The following is a 19,967-nucleotide window of genomic DNA, read 5'->3' as shown; positions in this document are numbered from 1 at the left end:
AGCTTTAAGGGGTTAGGAAGGTTAGATAGTTTAACCGATTAATCAATTAAGCGATTAAAGAAAATATATCCTTAAATCAGAAAGTTTATTGATAAGCTTTAAGGGGTTAGGAAGGTTAGATAGTTTAACCGATTAATCAATTAAGCGATTAAAGAAAATATATCCTTAAATAAAAAGTAAACCGTTATCTGATAACTGATAACCTAACTAATTTACTTTTCCCCATACACGCCTGTGGCACAGCCAAAAAAATAGGATTGATATGTTGTTTTTAATCCGACGGCTTGAAAAGTAGCCTCGACTTGTTTTGCGTTTTTAAATCGATTGGTATATTCCCAAAGCATTTTGTATTCTCTTACACCTCCAAATAACATTTTTCCCAGTAAAGGAATAATCTTACTCAAATAAAAAGAATATAAAAATTTCAAAATAACATTATTCGGTTCAGAAACTTCTATAAAAGAAAATTGACCTCCGGGTTTCAAAATTCTCTTTACTTGTTGAGCTAAAATTTGAATTTGTTCTTCATTTAGCGTTTTCAATCCAAAGGCACAAGTTACTCCATCATAAAAATCAGAAGGTAAATCGTTACTTAATACATTTTGCAGCGTCACTTCTACTTGTGCATTAAATTTCTTTTTATTTTTAGTTTGCGCATACTGTAACATTCCTTCTGAAAAATCTAATGCAGTAAGTTTAGCTTTAGGAAAAGCTTGGTGAATCGCTCCCCATGTTTCTCCCATTCCTGTCATTAAATCAATAAGCTGAGCGTTTTCAGTTGTTAGCTTCATGGGTTTTAAAAACTGCTTCCTCCAACGCAAAGAAAATCCAAAGGACGATAAATAATTCACTCGTTCATATGAACTACTCATTCGATTAAAAAGTCCTTGTATGTAAACTTCACTATAAATATTTTCTTTCATTTTTATTGAATTAAAAAACAAAACGAATTAACTGAATAAATAAAAAAAAACCTAATCAAAAGAAAGTAAACCACTTATTATTTCTATTAGACAAAAAAATGATATCTTTGCTACTAGGTGTATCACTACTTTTAATCATTCATTCCAATTAATGAAGAAATTTTTATCCATAATATTACTTTCTTTATCTGTACTTGTTACGGCCAATCCAATCATTAGTTGGAATTGCAACGACATGAGTACAGTTATGGCTGGTTGTATGGAGATGGAAGAAGATGTGATGCCTTGTTGTGCTGCAGAAGGTATGGACAGTCATACCAATATGGCCGATATGATCTGTTGTTCGCCAATGGCTCGTATTCACACGGTTCAATCTGATTTGCAAATTGAGCAAACTGAAGCAACACCAAAAACCAAAGAAAAAAGAGCAGCAATTCAAGTAAAATGGTTTAATTCCAACTACTTGACCGATCTTCAATCTGTAGATTTTACTGCTTCTTATTCTATCCCTTTTACTGGTGATGGTTTTAAATTTAATTCCGTCGACCGGCTTTCCTACATTTGTATTTATCGTATATGATACTGCTATATCTCTGTTAGTGTCAATTTCCATGGGAACTCTTTTCCCTTTTCCACGCTAACTCAGATTATTTCATCCCTTTTTCGAAACACTGATTCTGTTTAGTTTTCACTAAAAACGGAGCATACAACTGATTTATATTCAATCATTTGTACTTACTTTTTTAGTATCTTTAACTAAAAAGATTGCTAAAATCGCCTAAGGTCTTCCCTATGGTGCGATATTCTCGGTGTTTCCTATAGCGTATTATTAACACTTTAAAGACATCCATATGCTTAATAAAATCATTAAGTATTTCTTACATAATCGATTAATTACGATGTTAATCTTAATTATCGTTATCGTATGGGGATTAATCACAGCCCCATTTAATTGGCATCAAAATCTATTGCCAAGTGATCCCGTTCCCGTAGATGCCATTCCCGATATTGGTGAAAACCAACAAATTGTCGCGACAGAATGGATGGGGCGTTCACCCAAAGACATACAAGAACAGATTACGTATCCCTTAACCACCTCTCTACTAGGGGTTCCTGGGGTAAAAACCATTCGAAGTAGTTCGATGTTCGGTATGTCCTTCATTTACATTATTTTCGAAGAAGACGTGGAATTCTACTGGAGTAGATCGCGTATTTTAGAAAAATTAAACTCCTTACCTGCAGGAACGTTACCCGAAGGTGCTATCCCTACTTTAGGTCCTGATGCAACAGCTTTAGGTCAGGTCTTCTGGTACACTTTAGAAGGTAGAAATCCTCAAACAGGTGAACCCACAGGAGGCTGGGATCCAGATGAATTGCGCACCATCCAAGATTTTTACGCCAAATACAGCTTAGCAGCAGCAGAAGGCGTATCAGAAGTAGCTTCTATTGGGGGGTATGTCAAAGAATACCAAGTAGAAGTCAAACCGGATGCCATGCGTGCGTATAACGTTTCCATCATGGATATTATGAGTGCCATTCAAAAAAGCAATCTGGATATTGGTGCTGAAACCATTGAAATCAACAAGGCGGAATACCTTGTTCGCGGTTTGGGTTATATCAAGAGTATTCAAGACTTAGAAGATGCCGTTATAACCGTTCGAAACAATGTTCCTGTCAAAATAAAAGACGTTGCTTTTGTCAACTTAGGCCCTGCTACGCGTAGAGGTGGTTTGGACAAAGAAGGAATTGAAGCCGTTGGTGGCGTTGTTGTTGCTCGCTATGGAGCCAATCCCATGGAAGTCATTGACAACGTAAAAGGAAAAATAAAAGAAATGGAAGCTGGTCTTCCTCAAAAAACATTGGCAGATGGTACAATTTCCAAAGTAACTGTCGTTCCTTTTTACGACCGTTCAGGTTTAATTAAAGAAACCATCGGCACACTAGAAACCGCTCTTGCTCATGAAATATTAATCTGTATTATTGTCGTTATTGTACTCGTTATCAACCTTAGGGCTTCGGTTATTATTTCGAGTATTTTACCGATTGGGGTATTAGCGACCTTCATTATCATGAAATACATGGGGATTGAAGCTAATATTGTAGCCTTGTCGGGAATTGCCATTGCCATCGGCGTTATGGTGGATGTTGGAGTCGTCTTTGTAGAAAGCATTATCCGACATATGGAAGAAGAACGGGAACGCGGAGTAGAAAGCAGAGGTCAGGCCTTTGTCAACCTCATCGTTAAGGCAGTTTCTGAAGTTTCTGGTGCTTTGTCAACTGCTATGCTAACGACTATTATCAGTTTCTTACCTGTTTTTGCCATGGAAGCTCAAGAAGGGAAACTTTTTAAACCCTTAGCCTACACCAAAACCTTTGCTCTAGTTTCTGCTTTTTTGTTGGGGATTATCATCCTTCCAACCTTAGCCTATTACATCTATTCAATTAAAATAGACAAAGCAAAAGTGCGTAAAATAGCCAACTATGTGCTGTGCATTTTGGGAATTGCCTTGTGGATTTACACGGGAGTTTTCACAGCGCTTGCCTTAACTTTGGTTGGAATTAATAATCTTTATACCCCGAAATGGCGCAATGAAAAAACCGCCAACTACATCAATGTGGGGATTACCTTGTGTATTGCCGTATATTACCTTGCCATTGAATGGCTGCCTTTAGGTACACAAGCTAGTATAGGATTAAACTTTGTATTCGTAATCTTAGCCATTGGCGTAATCTTGGGGGTACTATGGTTATTGGTCATTTACTACGAACAAATCTTGCGTTGGGCACTCGCTAATCGCTGGAAATTTATGACCATTCCCATTGTTACGGTTGTTTTCGGTATGCTTGTTTGGTTGGGCTTCAACACTTCGTTTGGATTTGTTGCCAAAGGATTTGAAACAGTCGGTTGGAAATCCTTTAGAGAAACTGCCTTTTGGCAAAAATCATCCCAAGCATTTCCTGGTATAGGTGAAGAATTTATGCCGAGTTTAAACGAAGGTTCTTTCTTGTTGATGCCAACAAGTATGCCTCATACGGGAATTGAACAAAACCTCACCTATATTCAAACCTTAGATAAACGCATTCAAAATATTCCGGAAGTAGAGCTTACTATTGGAAAATGGGGACGTGTCAATTCTGCCCTTGACCCTGCTCCTACGCAGATGTTTGAAAATACGATTAATTATAAGCCCGAATACTTCTTAGATGAAGATGGACATCGAGAGCGATTTAAAGTAGCTAAAAACGGGGATTTTGAATTAGTCAATGGTGCAACATATAATGTAGCCAATGGCTATCGTCAGATTCCAAGAGACAGTTTAATTCCCGATAAAAAAGGGAAATTCTTTAGACAATGGCGTCCAGAAATTAAAAATGCAGCTGATATTTGGCAACAAATTGTCAACGTCTCTCATATACCTGGATTAACCTCAGCTCCCAAGTTACAACCAATTGAAGCTCGTTTGGTCATGTTGTCAACGGGAATGCGTGCTCCTATGGGATTAAAAGTTTCAGGTCCGGATTTAGAATCGATTGAAGAAGGAGGAAAAGCCTTAGAGACAGCCTTAAAAGATATTCCCTCTATTATGTCGTCTACCGTTTTCTACGATCGCGCGGTTGGAGCACCCTATGTAGAGATTCACCTGAATCGAAACAATATGGCACGCTATGGCATTACGGTTGCTGATTTACAAGAGGTATTAGGCGCTGCTGTTGGAGGAATGCAATTGACGACCACGGTTGAAGGCCGTGAACGCTTCCCTGTACGCTTGCGTTATCCGAGAGAATTACGAGATAATCCCGATGCTTTAGGCAAGTTGTTAATTCCAACTGCTACAGGAGTACAAATTCCACTTAGCGATGTAGCGGACATTACCTATGCCAAAGGTTCACAAATGATTCAAAGTGAGAACACCTTCTTACTAGGCTATGTTATTTTCGACAAAATCAGCGGAAAAGCCGAAGTAGATGTAGTTCGAGAAGCAGATCAAATCTTAAAAACGAAACTCGAATCGGGTGAATTGACCTTACCCAAAGGAGTAACCTATACTTTCGCAGGGAATTACGAACAACAAGAACGTGCCGCACAGCGCTTGCTCTTTGTGGTTCCGATGAGTTTATTGGCGATTTTATTGATTTTATACTTTCAGTTTAAAACTATCACGGCATCGTTGATTCACTTCTCTGGTGTATTTGTAGCTTTTGCAGGTGGGTTCATCTTGTTGTGGTTGTATGGTCAACCGTGGTTTATGAATTTCTCCATTGGTGATATGAATATGCGCGATTTATTCCAAATGCACAGCATCAATCTGAGTATTGCCGTTTGGGTTGGTTTTATCGCCCTCTTCGGTCTAGCAACCAATGATGGGGTATTAATGGGGACGTATATACACGATACCTTTGAAGCGAGAGATCCTAAAACCAAACACGATATCCGAGAAGCGGTTGTTTACGCTGGACTCAAACGTGTTCGACCAGCAGCTATGACTACAGCAACGGCTTTAATCGCCTTACTACCCGTCATGACTTCTACTGGTAAAGGAGCGGAAATTATGATTCCCATGGCGATTCCCACTTTTGGAGGAATGCTCATCCAATCGATGACGATGTTTGTCGTCCCAGTATTCCAATGCTGGTGGAGAGAATGGGCCATTAAAAAAGAACAGAAGTCAAACGAAAAATCCATTGAAAATGAATAAGAGATATGCTATACTTTTCGTTCTTGCAGGGTTATTCACCACTGTAACAACGATGTGGGCACAAGAAAAGCAAGTAGATTCACTTGCCTATTATACACAATTGGCTTTAGAACAAAACCCTGGATTAAAATCACAGCGTTTAGCCTATGAGGCTTTTCTTGATAAAATACCACAAGCAGGTGCTTTTGAAGACCCTGAATTATCGATGGGTTTCTATACCAAACCCATGGATATTGTTGGAGGAAGACAAATTGGTGATCTTACCCTTATGCAAATGCTTCCTTGGTTTGGCACAAAGAAATCCGCCAAAAAAGAAGCCAATCACATGGCGAGTATGCAAATGCAACAATATAGAGAAGCAAGAGAAATGGTCATTTTACAAGTGCATACCCAATGGTATGTACTACAAAAATTACAACTACAGGTAAACAATGCCCAACAGAATAAAGCGCTTTTAGAACAACTGGAACAATTAGCCATCAAGAAATTTTCAGCTCCTTCTGGCGCAACAGCTTCCAACAGCATAATCACCAATACACCAACCGCTCCCACGAGTACAAGTAGCGGTAGCATGGGAGGCATGAGTATGGGCGGTGCCGCAACAGCAAATGCGAATACACCTACCTCTACTCCATCCAGCAGTAATGCCATGAGTGGCATGGGAAGTGGCGGAAGTGGTTCAGGTATGTCTGATGTATTGCGCATTCGCTTGGAAACCATCGAAATTGAAAACACCATCGAAAGCTTACAAGCTCAAATTAAGGCAGAGAAAGTCAAATTTAATGCCTTACTCGACCAAGAGGTTCAAACGGCTGTAACAGTACCCCAAGTGATTGAGAAAGTGCCTTTTTTCTTAACGGATGAGGAGGCACAAACAATGATTGAAGCTAATAATCCTATGTTAGCCATGCTGACAGAGGAAGGATTAGCGTATCGCGCTAAATCGGAAATGGACAAAAAAATGAGTTACCCCATGATAGGACTCGGCGTACAATATATGATTATTGGCAAAACCAATGACCCTATGCTTGCTATGGGGGATATGAATGGAAAAGATATGATTATGCCCATGGTTACGCTCTCCCTTCCTATCTTCAGAAAAAAATACAAAGCCCAACAAGAAGAAGGCAAAAAATGGTGGAAATCCAGTGAGGAAAAATACAAAGACACCTATAACACCTTGCTTGCCTCGTATTACAGCTTTAAAAATCAAGTGGAAGATGCAGAACGCACCATTGTATTACTTGAAAAACAAACCACGTTGGCAGAAACCACCTTTAACCTCATCGTTAAGGAATTTGTAACGGGTAAAAGCGATTTAACGAATGTTATCCAAGTACAGCGTCAGTTGTTGGACTATCAGCTTAAAAAGGCGGAAGCCATTGCCAATTACAATACACTAGTAGCTTCTATTGAAAATATTACAGCTACACCTAACGATTTATAAGACAGAAATCATGAGTAAATTAAACGATATAGTAAAAAATAACGCAGTAAAATACGGAGCTATTTTACTGGTTGGACTTCTTTTGGGCTGGTTGGTATTTGGAGGATCGGCCACCCACGAACACAATGGCGAGCCTGCGCCTACTGAAGAAGCGGCAGTCATTTGGACCTGCTCGATGCACCCTCAAATTAGAATGGATAAACCTGGAAAATGTCCCTTGTGTGCGATGGATTTAATTCCACTAAAATCAGCTGATGGTGGGGATGATACCCTTGATGATGATGCCATTCAAATGTCGAAAGAAGCCGTGGCTTTGGCTAATATTCAAACCACAGTGGTCGGTCGTCAAGAAGCCATCAAAGACCTCCAACTCTATGGAACGATTCAAGTGGATGAGCGCTTACAACAATCCCAAACGTCCCATGTCAATGGCCGTATTGAAAAGCTGTTTATCAATTTCACTGGGGAATCAGTCAAACAAGGACAATTGATTGCCACCATTTATTCTCCAGATCTCCTCAATGCCCAACAAGAATTGTTGGAAGCAAAGAAATTAACGGACTTTCAACCGATGTTACTTGATGCAGCGAAAGAGAAGTTGAAATTGTGGAAAATGTCAGAGGCTCAAATCAACAAGATTCTATCAACGGGAAAGGTTTCCCCTTATGTAAGTATTAGTGCGAATACCAGTGGTATTGTAACGGCTAAAAACGTCAATCAAGGGGATTACATCAACCAAGGCTCTGTATTGTATAGTATTTCAAATATGAATAAACTATGGGCGGTTTTTGAAGCCTATGAAGCCGATTTACCTTTCATCAAAGAAGGGGATGTGTTGAGCTATACGCTTCAAAGTATTCCTGGAAAAGTGTACCAGGGAAAAGTATCTTTCATCAATCCCATTATTGATGCAACCTCTCGCACAGCAAAAATTCGCGTGGAAGCAGATAATAGAGATCAGGCGTTAAAACCAGAAATGTATGCCACTGCAACGATCCAAGCACCTATTAAGGGAAGCCATGGTCAACAAATCACCATTCCGAAATCAGCGGTTTTATGGACGGGTAAACGCTCTGTGATTTACGTCAAACAACCAAATACTAGTACACCTGCTTTTAAGATGAGAGAGATTGTCTTGGGCCCTTCTTTAGGGGATAATTATGTGGTAACCTCAGGCTTAGAAGATGGAGAAGAGATTGTCACTCGCGGTGTATTTACAGTGGATTCCAGTGCACAATTGGAAGGAAAGCCAAGCATGATGAACAACGACAAGCCAACACCTACTGCTCATGGAGAAGAAGGACATGTGATGTTTACTGTTTCAGGGAATTGTGAGATGTGTAAAGCGCGTATTGAAAAAGCGGCGAAAAGCGTAGCAGGTGTAAGCAGTGCTACTTGGAGTCCGAAGGACAAAATGCTACACCTCAACTTCGATAAGTCGAAAACCAATCAACAGCAAGTGAGTAAAGCCATTGCTGCGGCAGGTCATGATACGGAGCTAGACAAGGCTGCAGACAAAGCCTATGATGCATTACCGTCTTGTTGTTTGTACAGCAGAGATCTAGCAAAATCTACCCAACCAATGAATCACGATAATCACGCCAAACACGATCAACCTTCTACCAGCACAGCTAAACCACTGGGTAAAAACAAGCAGCAAGGACATGCCATGCTTCCTGTGAAGGGAAACTGTGGATTGTGTAAAGAGCGCATCGAAACAGCGGCTAAGAGTGTGCCCGGCGTTACTACAGCCAATTGGGATGTCAACGCAAAGATGCTACACCTCAACTTCGATCCGGCAAAAACGGATCAAAAGAAAATTAGCAAAGTCATTGCCGCAGCTGGACATGACACCGCTTTGGACAAAGCTTCAGACAAAACCTACAACAGTTTACACGGTTGTTGTCAATATGAGCGCTAATCTCATCTAGAATCCAAGGAGAATCGCCTAAAAATAAAGGATACAAATTTCTAATTGTCAATCAGTTATTTTATTATTTTCATTTTTATGCGATTATCCTTGGTGTTTCTATAAAAAATAGAATATATTTGCACCATCAAAATAAGAAAGTATAATACTTTTTTATTTTGATGGTTTAAATCACTTGATGATTTAATGGTCCAATAGCTCAGCTGGATAGAGCAACTGCCTTCTAAGCAGTAGGTCTCAGGTTCGAATCCTGATTGGATCACAAAAAAAGCCTCAACATTTGTTGAGGCTTTTTTTTTTTTGTGTCGCTTTGCTATTTTGTTTTATTCTATCGATTAAAAATATAGCCTTTAAACAGAAAACTCTTTCTCAATCAATAGACTGAAGTGACTATACCTTCTTTGGAGGAAGATTAAATGCAACCGCTTCATGTTCAAAATGTCCTTTGTGTGCTCCATCGCAAAACGGTTTATTTTGTGAAAGTCCACAACGACAGATTGAAAGTACAGTTCTACCTTCTAATCCGTATACATTTCCATCTTTATCTACAATTTCGAAATCACCTTCTACTTTGACTGATCCATTATTGTTAATTGTGAGTTTTGTTTTTGACATCTTTATTGTTGTTATTTAGTTTACCACAAAACTAGACTATTAAATCAAATCCCATACAACTGCATTTCTATTTAGAAACATTCCTTTTTAGCGAGAAAGCAAAAGTTCCCCTCTAATAGGAAGAGAAAAACTACCTAAATTGTTAAGAAACAGAAGTTTGTTTTTTTACCATTTTATCTTAGTCTATCTTTAAAAGAACCAATTTTAAACTATATCACAATGAAAAAATTATGCGTTGGGCTAGCTTTAGCCTTTTCTTTTGGAGCTTTTGCTAACACTGGAGAAATCGACAAAAAAGAAAAAGAAGAGCAACGATTAGAACGGGTAAATTGCTATGAAATATTAATTTACGCAGACACATTCAACAACGGAGTTCAAGTCAGTTCCACTCAAATTGGCACACACCATAAAAGTTGTACCCCTAGTAAATCTCTCATTTGGTATGACGAGGTTGTCGCTTCTTACGAAGGAATGTTCCATTACAATCGCCAAACACAAACAGGAACGTTAGTGCGTATCCCCTTTATGCCGAGTCTGATGTCAGATGACGTATGTGATACCTATACAACCCTGCCTGTTTCTCCTAAATAATACAATAGGGTGTCCAAAAGACACCCTATTGTATTATTTAGTACCATCGTCATTGATTCAAGTATATTTCCTCTTCACAAAAACCTTTTTCTTTTTATCCTCCCATCTCCTCAAGCGATACACGTCATAAAAACAACAATAAACAAGGAGTAGAAACCCCATTCCAATAACGTATTTATAATTGCCCATTCGATGTAATACTAAAGCAACTTTGTCTTCTTTTGCATTCATTACTTCATGCTCTTCTTCTAATTTCTTAATCATTTCTTTAAAATCCTCCTTATTTAATTGAAGATCAATTAAATTTTGATCATTAGAAAACTTAATACTATCCCGATAAACGAAAACATTTCGTTTATGCTTATCTAAAATACTTAATATATTAATATAAGTAGAATAGGAAACTGTTTCGAAAGTAAACGCTAAACCTTTCTTCTTTTCGTCATGCGACAGAATCGCCTCTATTTTATCTTCTGCTTGCTGTAAGAGCTTTTCATCTTGTATTGAATCACCTGTAAATTCTAAGGTTTCAAACACTACACCTTTAAATGGTCCACCTCCAAAACAATCATAAAAACTTGCATCTTCCAAATCCACCTCTATCGCTCTATAATCACGAGTAGGGATTGTTTTTTGAATATACCAATAGCCAAGTAGAGGAAGTAACAACATGGTAATCATCCCAGGAATGTAGTATTTTCTCATTAGTGACTGGGTTGGTAAGGATTTGATTTAAATGAAATTTATTCTTCTTTCTAAAGATACTAATTTCGAGATGATCTTTGGAGTAAGGTAAACAAGTTTTGAGTAAGTTACTAGGTTTCCTCCTACTCGTTTTTTGCACCATTAAATAAAAATCTGAACCGCTTTCTCTACTAAATCTTCCGTGAGCCGTAAACTGTCAACCGTAAACCATCCCCCTATTCCTCTTTGATCCAGTAGCAAACCAAATACAAGATATGACACACAAACAAAGCAATTCCAGTCAAAATCAATAAGTCGAGTGGGATAAGATTGGTCATGGCTGAGATTAGGAACGTCAACATCAACTGAAGGGAACCAAGTAAAGCAGAAGCCGATCCACTATTTTCATGAAAAGGTTCCAGTGCTAATTTCGTTGTAGTAGGGAATAATACCCCTAACGTTAGAATAATAAAAAACAACGGAACCAGCAGCCATTCAATAGGTTGTTGGGTAATACAAAATCCCAAGAACACCACACTACAAACAAGTCCTATGAGGGTGGTATAGCAAATAATTTGACGAATAGACCACCAACGAGTAAAGCTATTGGAAATCCATGCTCCTATCATTAATCCTACGGCATTAAATGCAAAAATATAACTAAACGTTGCAGATGACAATTGACCATACTCCATGATTAAATAAGGGGCATTCGCCAAATAAACCATCAAAATACTGTAAGTTACACTACCAATGAGGGTGTATTTCAAAAAGGTTTTCACTTTAAAGACCGCTTTAAAATCTTGAATGAGATTGCGTTTGGGAGCAGTGATTGCTGTTTTTACTTTGGTTTCAGGTAAAAAGAAAAGGACGAGTATTAAAGAAATCACACCTAAAACAAATAAAGTGACAAAGGTTGATTGCCATTCAAAATGAGACACCAAAAAATTTCCAGCCACTGGGCCGATGATAGGTGCTACACCCGCAATAATAGCTAAGAGTGAAAATATCTGCATGGTATCCTCTTGCTCAAAATACTCATTGACAATGGCACGGGCGATGACCACACCTGCACAACCTGCAAAAGCTTGAAAAAAGCGAGCCATCCAAAATTGCTCAATACTAGTTGCGTAAATACAGGCAATAGTTGCTGCGATAAACAACAATAGCGAAGCGATGGTTGGCCACTTGCGACCATACTTGTCCGAGATGATTCCCCAGAATAATTGTCCAACGGCAAATCCCGCTAAAAAAGTTGAAATAGAAAACTGAACGGCTTTTAAATCCGTTTGATAATACTGAGAGATTTTTAAAAACCCAGGTAGATACAAATCAATGCTAAAAGGCTCTAATGCTGATAAAAGGGCCAAGATAAATACAACGATAAACTGCTGTTTCTTTAACTTACTCATACTATTTTTCTAAAGATGCAAAAGTACTTCGAGCGAAAAGATACCTCCTTATCTAAATAAGACTTATTCTTGGACTTTTTTCACCTGTTCGCGAAATTCCTTAGGCGTTTGATGGGTAAGTTTCTTGAAAAAACGATTGAAATAAGACACTTCCGAAAAATTCAGCGTATCGGCAATCATTTGAATATTGTCTTGACTATACCCAACTAATCGCTTGGCTTCCAACAACAGTCGTTCTTGCAGTTGTTGTTTTAATGTCTTACCTATAGCGTGAAATAAAATTTCATTCATTCGCTTAACAGAGAGCGACACTTGATCCGCATAAAACTCATTTTTTCGCTGGGTGATATAGTGTTCTTCTATGAGTTGCAATAGTTTGTGTAAGCGTTCATCTAAAACTATATGTGGCTCTTCTATGCGCGGTAAATCTTGTAAATGAACAATACACAACTGTAAATATTGTTCTAAGACAGCAGGTCTTTTAAAGGTATTAAATTCAATCTCGATGAGTAAATGTAAATATTCTAAACGTTGGATTTCTGCTGTTGTAACTTCAAATTTCAACTGATTGTGTCCCGTAAAAAACTTTTGTTTCGCTTCTTTAAAAAGCACACTATTAAAATAATGTTTATCGATGACCAAGCAGTATCCCTTGCTAAATCGCGGATCAAAATGATGTACTTGTCCGGGATAAATAATCCAAATTTCTTGTGGGTTGATTGGATAAGAAATAAAATCTATTTCGTGCTTTTGGGGTAAATCAATCGATACAAACCAATAAATTTGATAGAAGTCGTATTGATAATGTCCTTCAAACTCGAACAAATCAACACTCTCCTCAATTCGATAAAACTCAATGGGAATGCTTTTATCATATTGTTGGACTTGAACAAATTTTCTTTTTGTTTTCATCTGTACTTTAAGATTAATAAACGACACCCGATCTGCCTTTCGCTTGAATTATCGTGTATGAATATTGACAAAGATAAGTTTTTACTAAAGAAAAATGTGCTATGTCGAATCAATATTGCTCCACCTGCAGTACTTCTACTTTTTCACATCAATAGGACAGGAACAATTTTAACAACAAGTACACAAAAACATCCTAAATAGTTAATAATCAAATACAAAACTATCAAAATAAGTTATTTTAATTATATTGAAGTAACCAATTTTATTTATTATGATTATGAAAAAATTATTTTTAATTCTGACATTATTACTGTCTTTTAGTGCTTTTGCACAGTATGAACCTGCAGATCCTGGTAAACCCGATATATCAGGTTGGTTTCGATATGAATTTTACACATGTGATAGCAATGGGCAACAAATTACAGATCACAGGAATCCAAAGTACAAAAAGTTTACCGTAGAAATATACCAAACCATTTATGGCACACCACCTACAGGTATTTTGTACACTATTGTTCAGCAAGTTTCAGATCAGATTTGTCAATATGGAGAACTCCAACGTTTCTATCCCAATGTAAGAGTACTCGACATCGAATATTCTAGCTATATTGGTATAGGTGATCCTATTAGAGTAGGAGATAGAGAAACTATCCCATTTAAAACATTTCGTTAATTATAGAAAAAGGCTCGTTAATTCGAGCCTTTTTATTTACAGTTGAGTCATTGTTACTAAGTGGGAATGAGGCACTTTAAAATGTTGCCTGCCATCACTAAAAATATAGTGATTCACTTGTTGTTTGTCCGTATAATCTAATGCAATGAGTTTTCTATCCCTTTGAACAGATTTTATTTTTCCGTTGCGCTCTTCTTTATACGAAATGCTAAATCTTTTTCCTACTAATTCGCAAATGCTAGCGGTATCTAGCTCAAAAATCTCATTTGAGGTCATATTTATAAAATTTAAATAATACAACTCGTAAGTTACTAAAAATTAATTAGATAAACAAACAAGACCTCCTTCTCTTTAGTTGTCCCTCTATAAAATACATTGCCCCTTTCCTCCTTAATTACAAAAAAAAACTATCTTTATTTTCAAATTTTAAAACGAATGACTGACATTATTTTCAACTTAAAAACAATTGAATTAAAGAGTTTTATTCCTGCAAAGGATTTTCAAATTTCCCTCGCATTTTATAGCGCTTTGGGATTTGAAATCTTGTGGCAAGACGATCAGCTTTGTCTATTTGCTTTAAGAGATACCAAATTTTTCTTACAGCATTTTTACAATCGAGAATTAGCTGAAAATACAATGCTTCATCTACAAGTAGAAAATGCAGATGATTGGTATCATCACATCCAATCTTTAAACCTATGCGAAACTTTTGACTGTAAAATAACCGCTCCCGAAAATCGAGAATGGAAGATGCGTGATTTTATATTGATTGACCCATCAGGCGTGCTTTGGCGTATTGGGCATAATATTTAAAAGCACTCTATCCTATAGTTTCACTGTTATTTTTCTTTGTATCCCTATACTGATCGCAACACAATAAAATGGAAACATCACTTCAACTTCAATTTCAACACTTGCTCAAGTACTATTCAGTTGAGCAAAATCAAGTGCAATCCTATTGGTCAGAAATTGCATTACACTATGAGGCAGCTGATCGCTACTATCACAACTTCACACATCTTCAAAATATGATTGATGAATTAAGTCCTATACAAGGAGAAATTTACAATTGGGAACTGCTGCTCTTCGCAGTATTTTATCACGATATCATCTATCAAGCAAGTGCTCAAGATAACGAGGAACAAAGCGCATTAATAGCCCAAGATCGATTATCTAAAATTCACGTACCTAAATCTGATATTCTACTGGTATACAATCAAATTATAGCCACCAAACAGCATCAAAAATCTATACATACAGATACCAACTACCTACTTGATGCGGATCTCTCAATTTTAGGGAAGGATTGGGATCAATATTATACCTATAGTCAAGATATTAGAAAAGAATATGCGATTTATCCCGACTCTTTATACTATGCAGGAAGAAAAAAAGTACTTACTCATTTTTTAAACTTTCCCCAAATTTTTAAAACGGATTATTTCAAGGGAAAGTACGAAGACCAGGCTCGACTAAATCTGGCAAGAGAAATTAATCTATTATAAGAAAAAGGATAGTATCCATTCCAGTTTAAATAAAAAAGCCTCTGGTTTCTCAGAGACTTTTTTGTTATTTTGCTTGAATTAATTCATCTAATATTACTCTAAATTTAGAGCTATTCCAATCTGCTGCTCTATTCTTCCTCACTACGATATTTCCTTTCTTATCAATAACATAAGAAGCGGGTAAAGAAGTTGAATACAAGGCTGCAGGTGGTGCATCTTGTTGGAAATACGAAGGCAAGGTATAACCGTGTTTTTCTTTGAATGCTTTTACTTTGTCTGCTTCGTCTGTAGTAACAAACAAAAAGACAACGTTATTTTTATAATCGTCATATAAGGCCTGAAAACTAGGTTTTTCTGCAATACAAGGCGGGCACCAAGTAGCCCAAAAATTAAGGACCACTACTTTTCCCTTAACCTGAGTCATATCGAATACACGTCCCTCTTCATCTAATAAAGTCCAACCGTCCAAGCTTACCTGCTCAAAGTCTTCTTGCTTCTCTAAACTGGGGCTCATGGCTAGTAGTTGATTCATCCACACCTTAAACGTCGTCCCCAATGGAGTGAATAACAACACAAAAAGAATAAGGATAAAAATAAGATTACCTACCCATCCTTTTTTCTTTCTTTCTCCTTTATTAAACATAAGTAAATTAATTTAGCATAAATATATAAAATTTACACCTTATCCGCCAAATAAAAAATATTAATTTTATTTTTAATACATTTTAACCTTTTTTATCTAATATATTCACAATATTATTCTTTAAACATATCATCAAAGGTAATTTCTTTCCTTCCTGGCAATACAATATTTAAAATAATGCCAATAATGGAAGCCAATGCCATACCTTCAATTGACATTAAATCACCAATATGGATTGCTGCACCACCAATTCCAATGATCAAAATAACGGAAGAGATAATCAAATTGCGTTTTACTTTAAAATCTACTTTATTCTCTACTAGCATACGCAAACCACTAGAGGCAATAATTCCAAACAAGAGAATGGAAACTCCTCCCATTACTGGGGAAGGAATGGTTGCTAATACGGCAGTGATTTTTCCACAGAATCCAAATAGGATGGCAAAACAAGCTGCTCCAATAAAGACATAAATACTAAAAGCACGGGTAATGGCTAATACGCCAATATTTTCTCCATAAGTTGTATTAGGAGGTCCTCCAATCAAAGAAGCTAACATCGTAGCGACTCCATCCCCTAACATCGAACGATCCAATCCAGGATCATTGATTAAATCTTTATTGACTACTTTACTCAATACCAATTGGTGTCCAATATGTTCTGCAATAGGCACAATGGCTACAGGTAACATAACAAAAACCACATATAAAGTTACGGTTGGTGTATAATCTACAAAAGGAATCGTAAAATTGGGCACTTGAAACCAAGAAGCTTCCATCACAGGAGCAAAATTTACTACCCCCATACTAGCCGAAAAAGCGTATCCACCGATAATTCCCACTAATACGGGAATCACACTTAAGAAACCTTTAGTAAAAATAGCGGCAATAATCGTAATCGCTAACGTCACTAATCCAATGGTTACATAAGTAATATCGTATTCACCTGTTGGATTATTGGTAATCATCCCCACAGCTGTGCTTGCCAAACCTAATCCGATCACCATAATCACGGGACCTACTACAATAGGAGGTAACAATTTCATTAACCAATTGGTTCCTGCCTTCGCAATTAAAAGAGCCACTAACGAATAGACTACCCCTACTAAAAAGCTACCTACCAAGAAACTACCTACAGGTACGTCATTCGTAGTCACCTGCTCCATGGCTTTAATGGCGATAATTGGATTGATAAAGGCGAAAGAAGATCCTAAATACGAAGGTACTTTTCCTCTCGTTATGGCGATAAAAACCAATGTTCCGATTCCACTTGAAATCAAAGCAATCGCAGGATCCATGCCCGTAAGTGTGGGAACCAATACTGTTGCTCCAAACATGGCAAATAGGTGTTGAATACTCAACAACAACCACTGCCCTACTTTGGGTTTTTCATCAATAGCCAATACAATTTTTTGATCTGTACTTTCGTTCATCTTGTCATTTATTTGAAAACAGATACGAAAATAGAGCATTTTCACAGAAAACGGAAACAATCGTGTAGTATACTTCTTACTTCCTCATTCTACTTCTTGTTGTAGCATACGTAGAAAGCAGAGCAATAGAGGCTAGTGCGATCAGTGTTATAAAAAAACCTCCCCAATTATCTTTATTAATAAAAAATCCCGTTGAGCTTCCAATTAACGTGGATCCCATATAATAGAAGAACCAATACAAAGCCGTAGCCGAACTCTTGGCCTTTCCTCCTAGTTGAGTGACTACTCTACTCGCAATGGTATGCCCACTGAAAAAAGCAACCGTAAAGATCGTCAAGCCCAAGAGGATGACAAATAAATTAGAAATATACATCAACCCTAATCCCAAGAGTAATAAGCTCAAAGCCAACAAGAGGATATTCTTTGCGGCATAGCGATCCGATAATCGACCTGCTACCAAATTCCCTACAATTCCAAAAGCATACATCAAAAAGATCAAAGCAATAATATAATGCGGTAAATTATAAGGGGGGGCTTCTAGCTTAAATCCGAGATAGTTGTAGATACTCACAAAAGTTCCCATCAAGCAAATCGCAACTACATACATAGCTAAGATTTTCTTATTGCGAAATATACGCTGCATTTGGCGTAGTTTCTTATCGAATTTAACCTTCTGAGGTTCAAAAAAATTGGATTCTGGAAAGAGGAAATAAAAGAGAATTGCAATGCCCAGCGCCAATATTCCAATGGTCAAAACAGAGGCTTGCCAATTATACCATCCGCTAACTAAGGCAGCAATAATACGGCCAAACATGCCCCCAAAAGTATTTCCTGCCAAATAAAAACTAATGGCTGTTCCGATGGATTTAGCATCAATTTCTTCTGCCAAATAGGCTAAGGTAACAGCGGAAACCCCAGAGATGCAAATCCCCTTAATAAAGTTGATATTAATCAAAAGGGAAAAGTCCCCCACAAAGACGGAAGACAAAGTCAATAACGTAGAAGTTACCAAAGAAAACAACATAATGTCCTTCCGTGGATAACGATCCGCAATAAAAGCGAATAAGAGTAATCCAATCGCCATCCCAAACGTAGAGGCAGAAACCAAATAGCTACTTTCTGCTGGAGTTACAGCAAAAAAATGCGTAATTTCTGACAATAGAGGTTGGTAGTTATACAATTGTGCGAAAACCGATACTCCAATTAAAAAAATCCCCCATTTAATTCGCTTGTATCGCACACTGCCCTTGACTGCTTTTTCTGTTTCCCTAAAGTCAATATACGTGGTTGTTGCCATTTTTCTCTTGATATTTGAAGTAAAGTTAAGCTTAAGTTCTAAATTTGTAAAACGGTATTTTTCTATAACATCAATCGACAAAACCGATTAACCTATGGAACTAAGACAACTCAAATATTTTTTAAAGGCCAAAGAACTGCTCAATTTCACAGAAGCAGCGAGAGAACTGTATATTACACAAAGTACTTTATCTCAACAAATTAAACAATTAGAAGAGGAATTAGGGATTCCCTTGTTTGATCGAATTGGCAAACGGGTGTCCATTACAGAAGCAGGCGAACTCTTTGCTACTTATGCAGAAAAGAGTATTCAAGCGTCAAATGACGGCAAGCTAATTTTGGACGATTTAAAACAAGTGAATACTGGGACCTTAAGTATCGGTCTAACATGGGGATTAAAATCCATCGTTATCAATGCATTTAAAAACTTCATTGAGCAATTTCCACAAATTAAACTTCAGGTAACTTTTGGCACCACAACGGAATTAATCGACGCTCTACTCAAACAAGAAATTGATTTTGCTTTAACCTTTTACGAAGGCAAACACAGTGATGAACTCATTCACGAACCCATCATGAGCTCGGATATGTCGGTAATTGTTTCTGCACATAGTCCACTAGCAACCAAAACGAGTATTAATTTTAAAGAAGTGGAACAACTTACACTAGCACTTCCTGTAAAAGGATTTAGTACACGTGATTTTTTGGACCGTCAATTTGAAAAGTATAAAATACATCCCAATATCACAGTCGAAGTGAATTATACCGCTACCATTGTAGATTTAGTACGTACAGGCGCTTTTGAAACGATTCTAACTCTAGCCACAGTTCACGGAGAAAAAGATTTATGTGCTATTCCCATTCGCGATAAAAACATGAGACGAGAAGCGGTTACCTTGCGTTTAAAAGACAGCTACCAGAAAAAAGCGGCTACGTATTTTATTGATTTATTAAAAGCAGAAGATAAGGAGGAGTATAATCAGTTATAAGGAAGAGAGAAGAGAGAAGAGAGAAGAGAGGAGTGAAATTCTCGATTAAAACAAAGACTCTCATTTTTAAAAAAAATCAGGCATTCACAACATACAAATTCATAAAAAAGAGAAGAAAGGAAAAAAACGACTTCGTTTTATTAGGCACAGGCCCCCTGTGCCCCTACAAACCTCTATCCTCTAAAACACAAAGGACGAGTATAACTCGTCCTTTGTGTTT

Annotated in this window: 18 protein-coding genes and 1 tRNA gene; 10 read left to right on the top strand and 9 right to left on the bottom strand. The window is 37.3% G+C overall.

Going from position 1 to position 19,967, the window contains the following annotated elements; translation table 11 throughout:
* Window positions 1-212: 212 nt before the first annotated feature.
* Window positions 213-923 (bottom strand): class I SAM-dependent methyltransferase, encoded by a 711-nt coding sequence (locus HX004_RS15950; protein WP_286443659.1) that lies wholly within the window; start codon window positions 921-923, stop codon window positions 213-215.
* A 151-nt stretch (window positions 924-1,074) separates the two neighbouring features.
* Here HX004_RS15950 and HX004_RS15945 point away from each other — a divergent pair, with 151 nt between their 5' ends.
* The 5 genes from HX004_RS15945 (at window position 1,075) to HX004_RS15925 (ending at window position 9,259) form a co-directional block, all read left to right on the top strand.
* Window positions 1,075-1,503, top strand: coding sequence for a hypothetical protein (locus tag HX004_RS15945; protein WP_286443658.1), 429 nt, complete (start codon window positions 1,075-1,077; stop codon window positions 1,501-1,503).
* Window positions 1,504-1,774: 271 nt separating this feature from the next.
* Window positions 1,775-5,620, top strand: coding sequence for an efflux RND transporter permease subunit (locus tag HX004_RS15940; RefSeq protein ID WP_286443657.1), 3,846 nt, complete (start codon window positions 1,775-1,777; stop codon window positions 5,618-5,620).
* Window positions 5,613-7,067: a TolC family protein gene (locus HX004_RS15935; RefSeq protein WP_286443655.1), complete on the top strand. Its 1,455-nt coding sequence runs from the start codon at window positions 5,613-5,615 to the stop codon at window positions 7,065-7,067. Before HX004_RS15940 ends, HX004_RS15935 begins: the two co-directional genes overlap by 8 nt.
* Window positions 7,068-7,077: 10 nt before the next feature.
* Window positions 7,078-8,988 (top strand): efflux RND transporter periplasmic adaptor subunit, encoded by a 1,911-nt coding sequence (locus HX004_RS15930; protein ID WP_286443654.1) that lies wholly within the window; start codon window positions 7,078-7,080, stop codon window positions 8,986-8,988.
* A gap of 197 nt (window positions 8,989-9,185) precedes the next feature.
* A tRNA-Arg gene (locus tag HX004_RS15925) sits at window positions 9,186-9,259 on the top strand.
* A 128-nt stretch (window positions 9,260-9,387) separates the two neighbouring features.
* On the opposite strand, the gene HX004_RS15920 is transcribed toward HX004_RS15925, so the two are convergent.
* The gene (locus HX004_RS15920; protein ID WP_158962895.1) at window positions 9,388-9,612 is read right to left on the bottom strand and encodes a CDGSH iron-sulfur domain-containing protein; all 225 of its coding nucleotides are present in this window, start codon (window positions 9,610-9,612) and stop codon (window positions 9,388-9,390) included.
* A gap of 219 nt (window positions 9,613-9,831) precedes the next feature.
* Here HX004_RS15920 and HX004_RS15915 point away from each other — a divergent pair, with 219 nt between their 5' ends.
* Complete coding sequence (locus HX004_RS15915) at window positions 9,832-10,203, top strand: hypothetical protein (RefSeq protein ID WP_286443653.1); 372 nt, start codon at window positions 9,832-9,834, stop codon at window positions 10,201-10,203.
* 57 nt (window positions 10,204-10,260) lie between these two features.
* On the opposite strand, the gene HX004_RS15910 is transcribed toward HX004_RS15915, so the two are convergent.
* The 3 genes from HX004_RS15910 to HX004_RS15900 form a co-directional block, all read right to left on the bottom strand.
* The gene (locus tag HX004_RS15910; protein WP_286443652.1) at window positions 10,261-10,908 is read right to left on the bottom strand and encodes a hypothetical protein; all 648 of its coding nucleotides are present in this window, start codon (window positions 10,906-10,908) and stop codon (window positions 10,261-10,263) included.
* Between the two features lie 215 nt (window positions 10,909-11,123).
* On the bottom strand, window positions 11,124-12,299 hold the full coding sequence (locus HX004_RS15905) for a multidrug effflux MFS transporter (protein WP_286443650.1): 1,176 nt from the start codon (window positions 12,297-12,299) through the stop codon (window positions 11,124-11,126).
* A gap of 63 nt (window positions 12,300-12,362) precedes the next feature.
* The gene (locus HX004_RS15900) at window positions 12,363-13,211 is read right to left on the bottom strand and encodes a helix-turn-helix domain-containing protein (RefSeq protein WP_286443648.1); all 849 of its coding nucleotides are present in this window, start codon (window positions 13,209-13,211) and stop codon (window positions 12,363-12,365) included.
* 277 nt (window positions 13,212-13,488) lie between these two features.
* Here HX004_RS15900 and HX004_RS15895 point away from each other — a divergent pair, with 277 nt between their 5' ends.
* Entirely contained in the window at window positions 13,489-13,884 is a 396-nt protein-coding gene (locus HX004_RS15895; RefSeq protein WP_286443647.1) for a hypothetical protein, read from the top strand.
* Between the two features lie 36 nt (window positions 13,885-13,920).
* Here HX004_RS15895 and HX004_RS15890 read toward each other — a convergent pair whose 3' ends face one another.
* Complete coding sequence (locus HX004_RS15890) at window positions 13,921-14,160, bottom strand: hypothetical protein (protein ID WP_286443646.1); 240 nt, start codon at window positions 14,158-14,160, stop codon at window positions 13,921-13,923.
* Window positions 14,161-14,319: 159 nt separating this feature from the next.
* On the opposite strand from HX004_RS15890, the gene HX004_RS15885 reads away from it, so the two are divergent.
* Window positions 14,320-14,697, top strand: a complete 378-nt coding sequence (locus HX004_RS15885) for a VOC family protein (RefSeq protein WP_286443645.1) — start codon at window positions 14,320-14,322, stop codon at window positions 14,695-14,697.
* 68 nt (window positions 14,698-14,765) lie between these two features.
* Complete coding sequence (locus HX004_RS15880; RefSeq protein WP_286443643.1) at window positions 14,766-15,389, top strand: HD domain-containing protein; 624 nt, start codon at window positions 14,766-14,768, stop codon at window positions 15,387-15,389.
* A 64-nt stretch (window positions 15,390-15,453) separates the two neighbouring features.
* Here the strand turns inward: HX004_RS15880 and HX004_RS15875 are convergent, their stop codons facing one another.
* The 3 genes from HX004_RS15875 to HX004_RS15865 all read right to left on the bottom strand — a co-directional run bounded on the left by HX004_RS15875 (window position 15,454) and on the right by HX004_RS15865 (window position 18,759).
* Window positions 15,454-16,032, bottom strand: a complete 579-nt coding sequence (locus HX004_RS15875; RefSeq protein ID WP_286443641.1) for a TlpA family protein disulfide reductase — start codon at window positions 16,030-16,032, stop codon at window positions 15,454-15,456.
* A 113-nt stretch (window positions 16,033-16,145) separates the two neighbouring features.
* Entirely contained in the window at window positions 16,146-17,462 is a 1,317-nt protein-coding gene (locus HX004_RS15870) for a solute carrier family 23 protein (protein WP_286443639.1), read from the bottom strand.
* A 76-nt stretch (window positions 17,463-17,538) separates the two neighbouring features.
* A complete protein-coding gene (locus tag HX004_RS15865) occupies window positions 17,539-18,759 on the bottom strand; it encodes an MFS transporter (RefSeq protein ID WP_286443637.1) in 1,221 nt (406 codons plus the stop codon).
* A gap of 94 nt (window positions 18,760-18,853) precedes the next feature.
* Here HX004_RS15865 and HX004_RS15860 point away from each other — a divergent pair, with 94 nt between their 5' ends.
* Entirely contained in the window at window positions 18,854-19,747 is an 894-nt protein-coding gene (locus HX004_RS15860) for a LysR substrate-binding domain-containing protein (protein ID WP_286443636.1), read from the top strand.
* The last annotated feature ends 220 nt before the right edge of the window (window positions 19,748-19,967 follow it).

Origin of the sequence: Myroides sp. 1354 (genome assembly GCF_030324495.1) — a bacterium.
Classification (GTDB): Bacteria; Bacteroidota; Bacteroidia; order Flavobacteriales; family Flavobacteriaceae; genus Flavobacterium.
Note: the sequence above shows the minus strand (reverse complement) of the source record. Positions and strands in the feature narration are given on the sequence as shown.

Excerpts from the sequence above, each read along its gene's own strand:
- HX004_RS15950 (WP_286443659.1), bottom strand. The coding sequence starts at position 923 with ATGAAAGAAAATATTTATAGTGAAGTTTACATACAAGGACTTTTTAAT.
- HX004_RS15945 (WP_286443658.1), top strand. The coding sequence starts at position 1,075 with ATGAAGAAATTTTTATCCATAATATTACTTTCTTTATCTGTACTTGTT.
- HX004_RS15940 (WP_286443657.1), top strand. The coding sequence starts at position 1,775 with ATGCTTAATAAAATCATTAAGTATTTCTTACATAATCGATTAATTACG.
- HX004_RS15935 (WP_286443655.1), top strand. The coding sequence starts at position 5,613 with ATGAATAAGAGATATGCTATACTTTTCGTTCTTGCAGGGTTATTCACC.
- HX004_RS15930 (WP_286443654.1), top strand. The coding sequence starts at position 7,078 with ATGAGTAAATTAAACGATATAGTAAAAAATAACGCAGTAAAATACGGA.
- HX004_RS15920 (WP_158962895.1), bottom strand. The coding sequence starts at position 9,612 with ATGTCAAAAACAAAACTCACAATTAACAATAATGGATCAGTCAAAGTA.
- HX004_RS15915 (WP_286443653.1), top strand. The coding sequence starts at position 9,832 with ATGAAAAAATTATGCGTTGGGCTAGCTTTAGCCTTTTCTTTTGGAGCT.
- HX004_RS15910 (WP_286443652.1), bottom strand. The coding sequence starts at position 10,908 with ATGAGAAAATACTACATTCCTGGGATGATTACCATGTTGTTACTTCCT.
- HX004_RS15905 (WP_286443650.1), bottom strand. The coding sequence starts at position 12,299 with ATGAGTAAGTTAAAGAAACAGCAGTTTATCGTTGTATTTATCTTGGCC.
- HX004_RS15900 (WP_286443648.1), bottom strand. The coding sequence starts at position 13,211 with ATGAAAACAAAAAGAAAATTTGTTCAAGTCCAACAATATGATAAAAGC.
- HX004_RS15895 (WP_286443647.1), top strand. The coding sequence starts at position 13,489 with ATGAAAAAATTATTTTTAATTCTGACATTATTACTGTCTTTTAGTGCT.
- HX004_RS15890 (WP_286443646.1), bottom strand. The coding sequence starts at position 14,160 with ATGACCTCAAATGAGATTTTTGAGCTAGATACCGCTAGCATTTGCGAA.
- HX004_RS15885 (WP_286443645.1), top strand. The coding sequence starts at position 14,320 with ATGACTGACATTATTTTCAACTTAAAAACAATTGAATTAAAGAGTTTT.
- HX004_RS15880 (WP_286443643.1), top strand. The coding sequence starts at position 14,766 with ATGGAAACATCACTTCAACTTCAATTTCAACACTTGCTCAAGTACTAT.
- HX004_RS15875 (WP_286443641.1), bottom strand. The coding sequence starts at position 16,032 with ATGTTTAATAAAGGAGAAAGAAAGAAAAAAGGATGGGTAGGTAATCTT.
- HX004_RS15870 (WP_286443639.1), bottom strand. The coding sequence starts at position 17,462 with ATGAACGAAAGTACAGATCAAAAAATTGTATTGGCTATTGATGAAAAA.
- HX004_RS15865 (WP_286443637.1), bottom strand. The coding sequence starts at position 18,759 with ATGGCAACAACCACGTATATTGACTTTAGGGAAACAGAAAAAGCAGTC.
- HX004_RS15860 (WP_286443636.1), top strand. The coding sequence starts at position 18,854 with ATGGAACTAAGACAACTCAAATATTTTTTAAAGGCCAAAGAACTGCTC.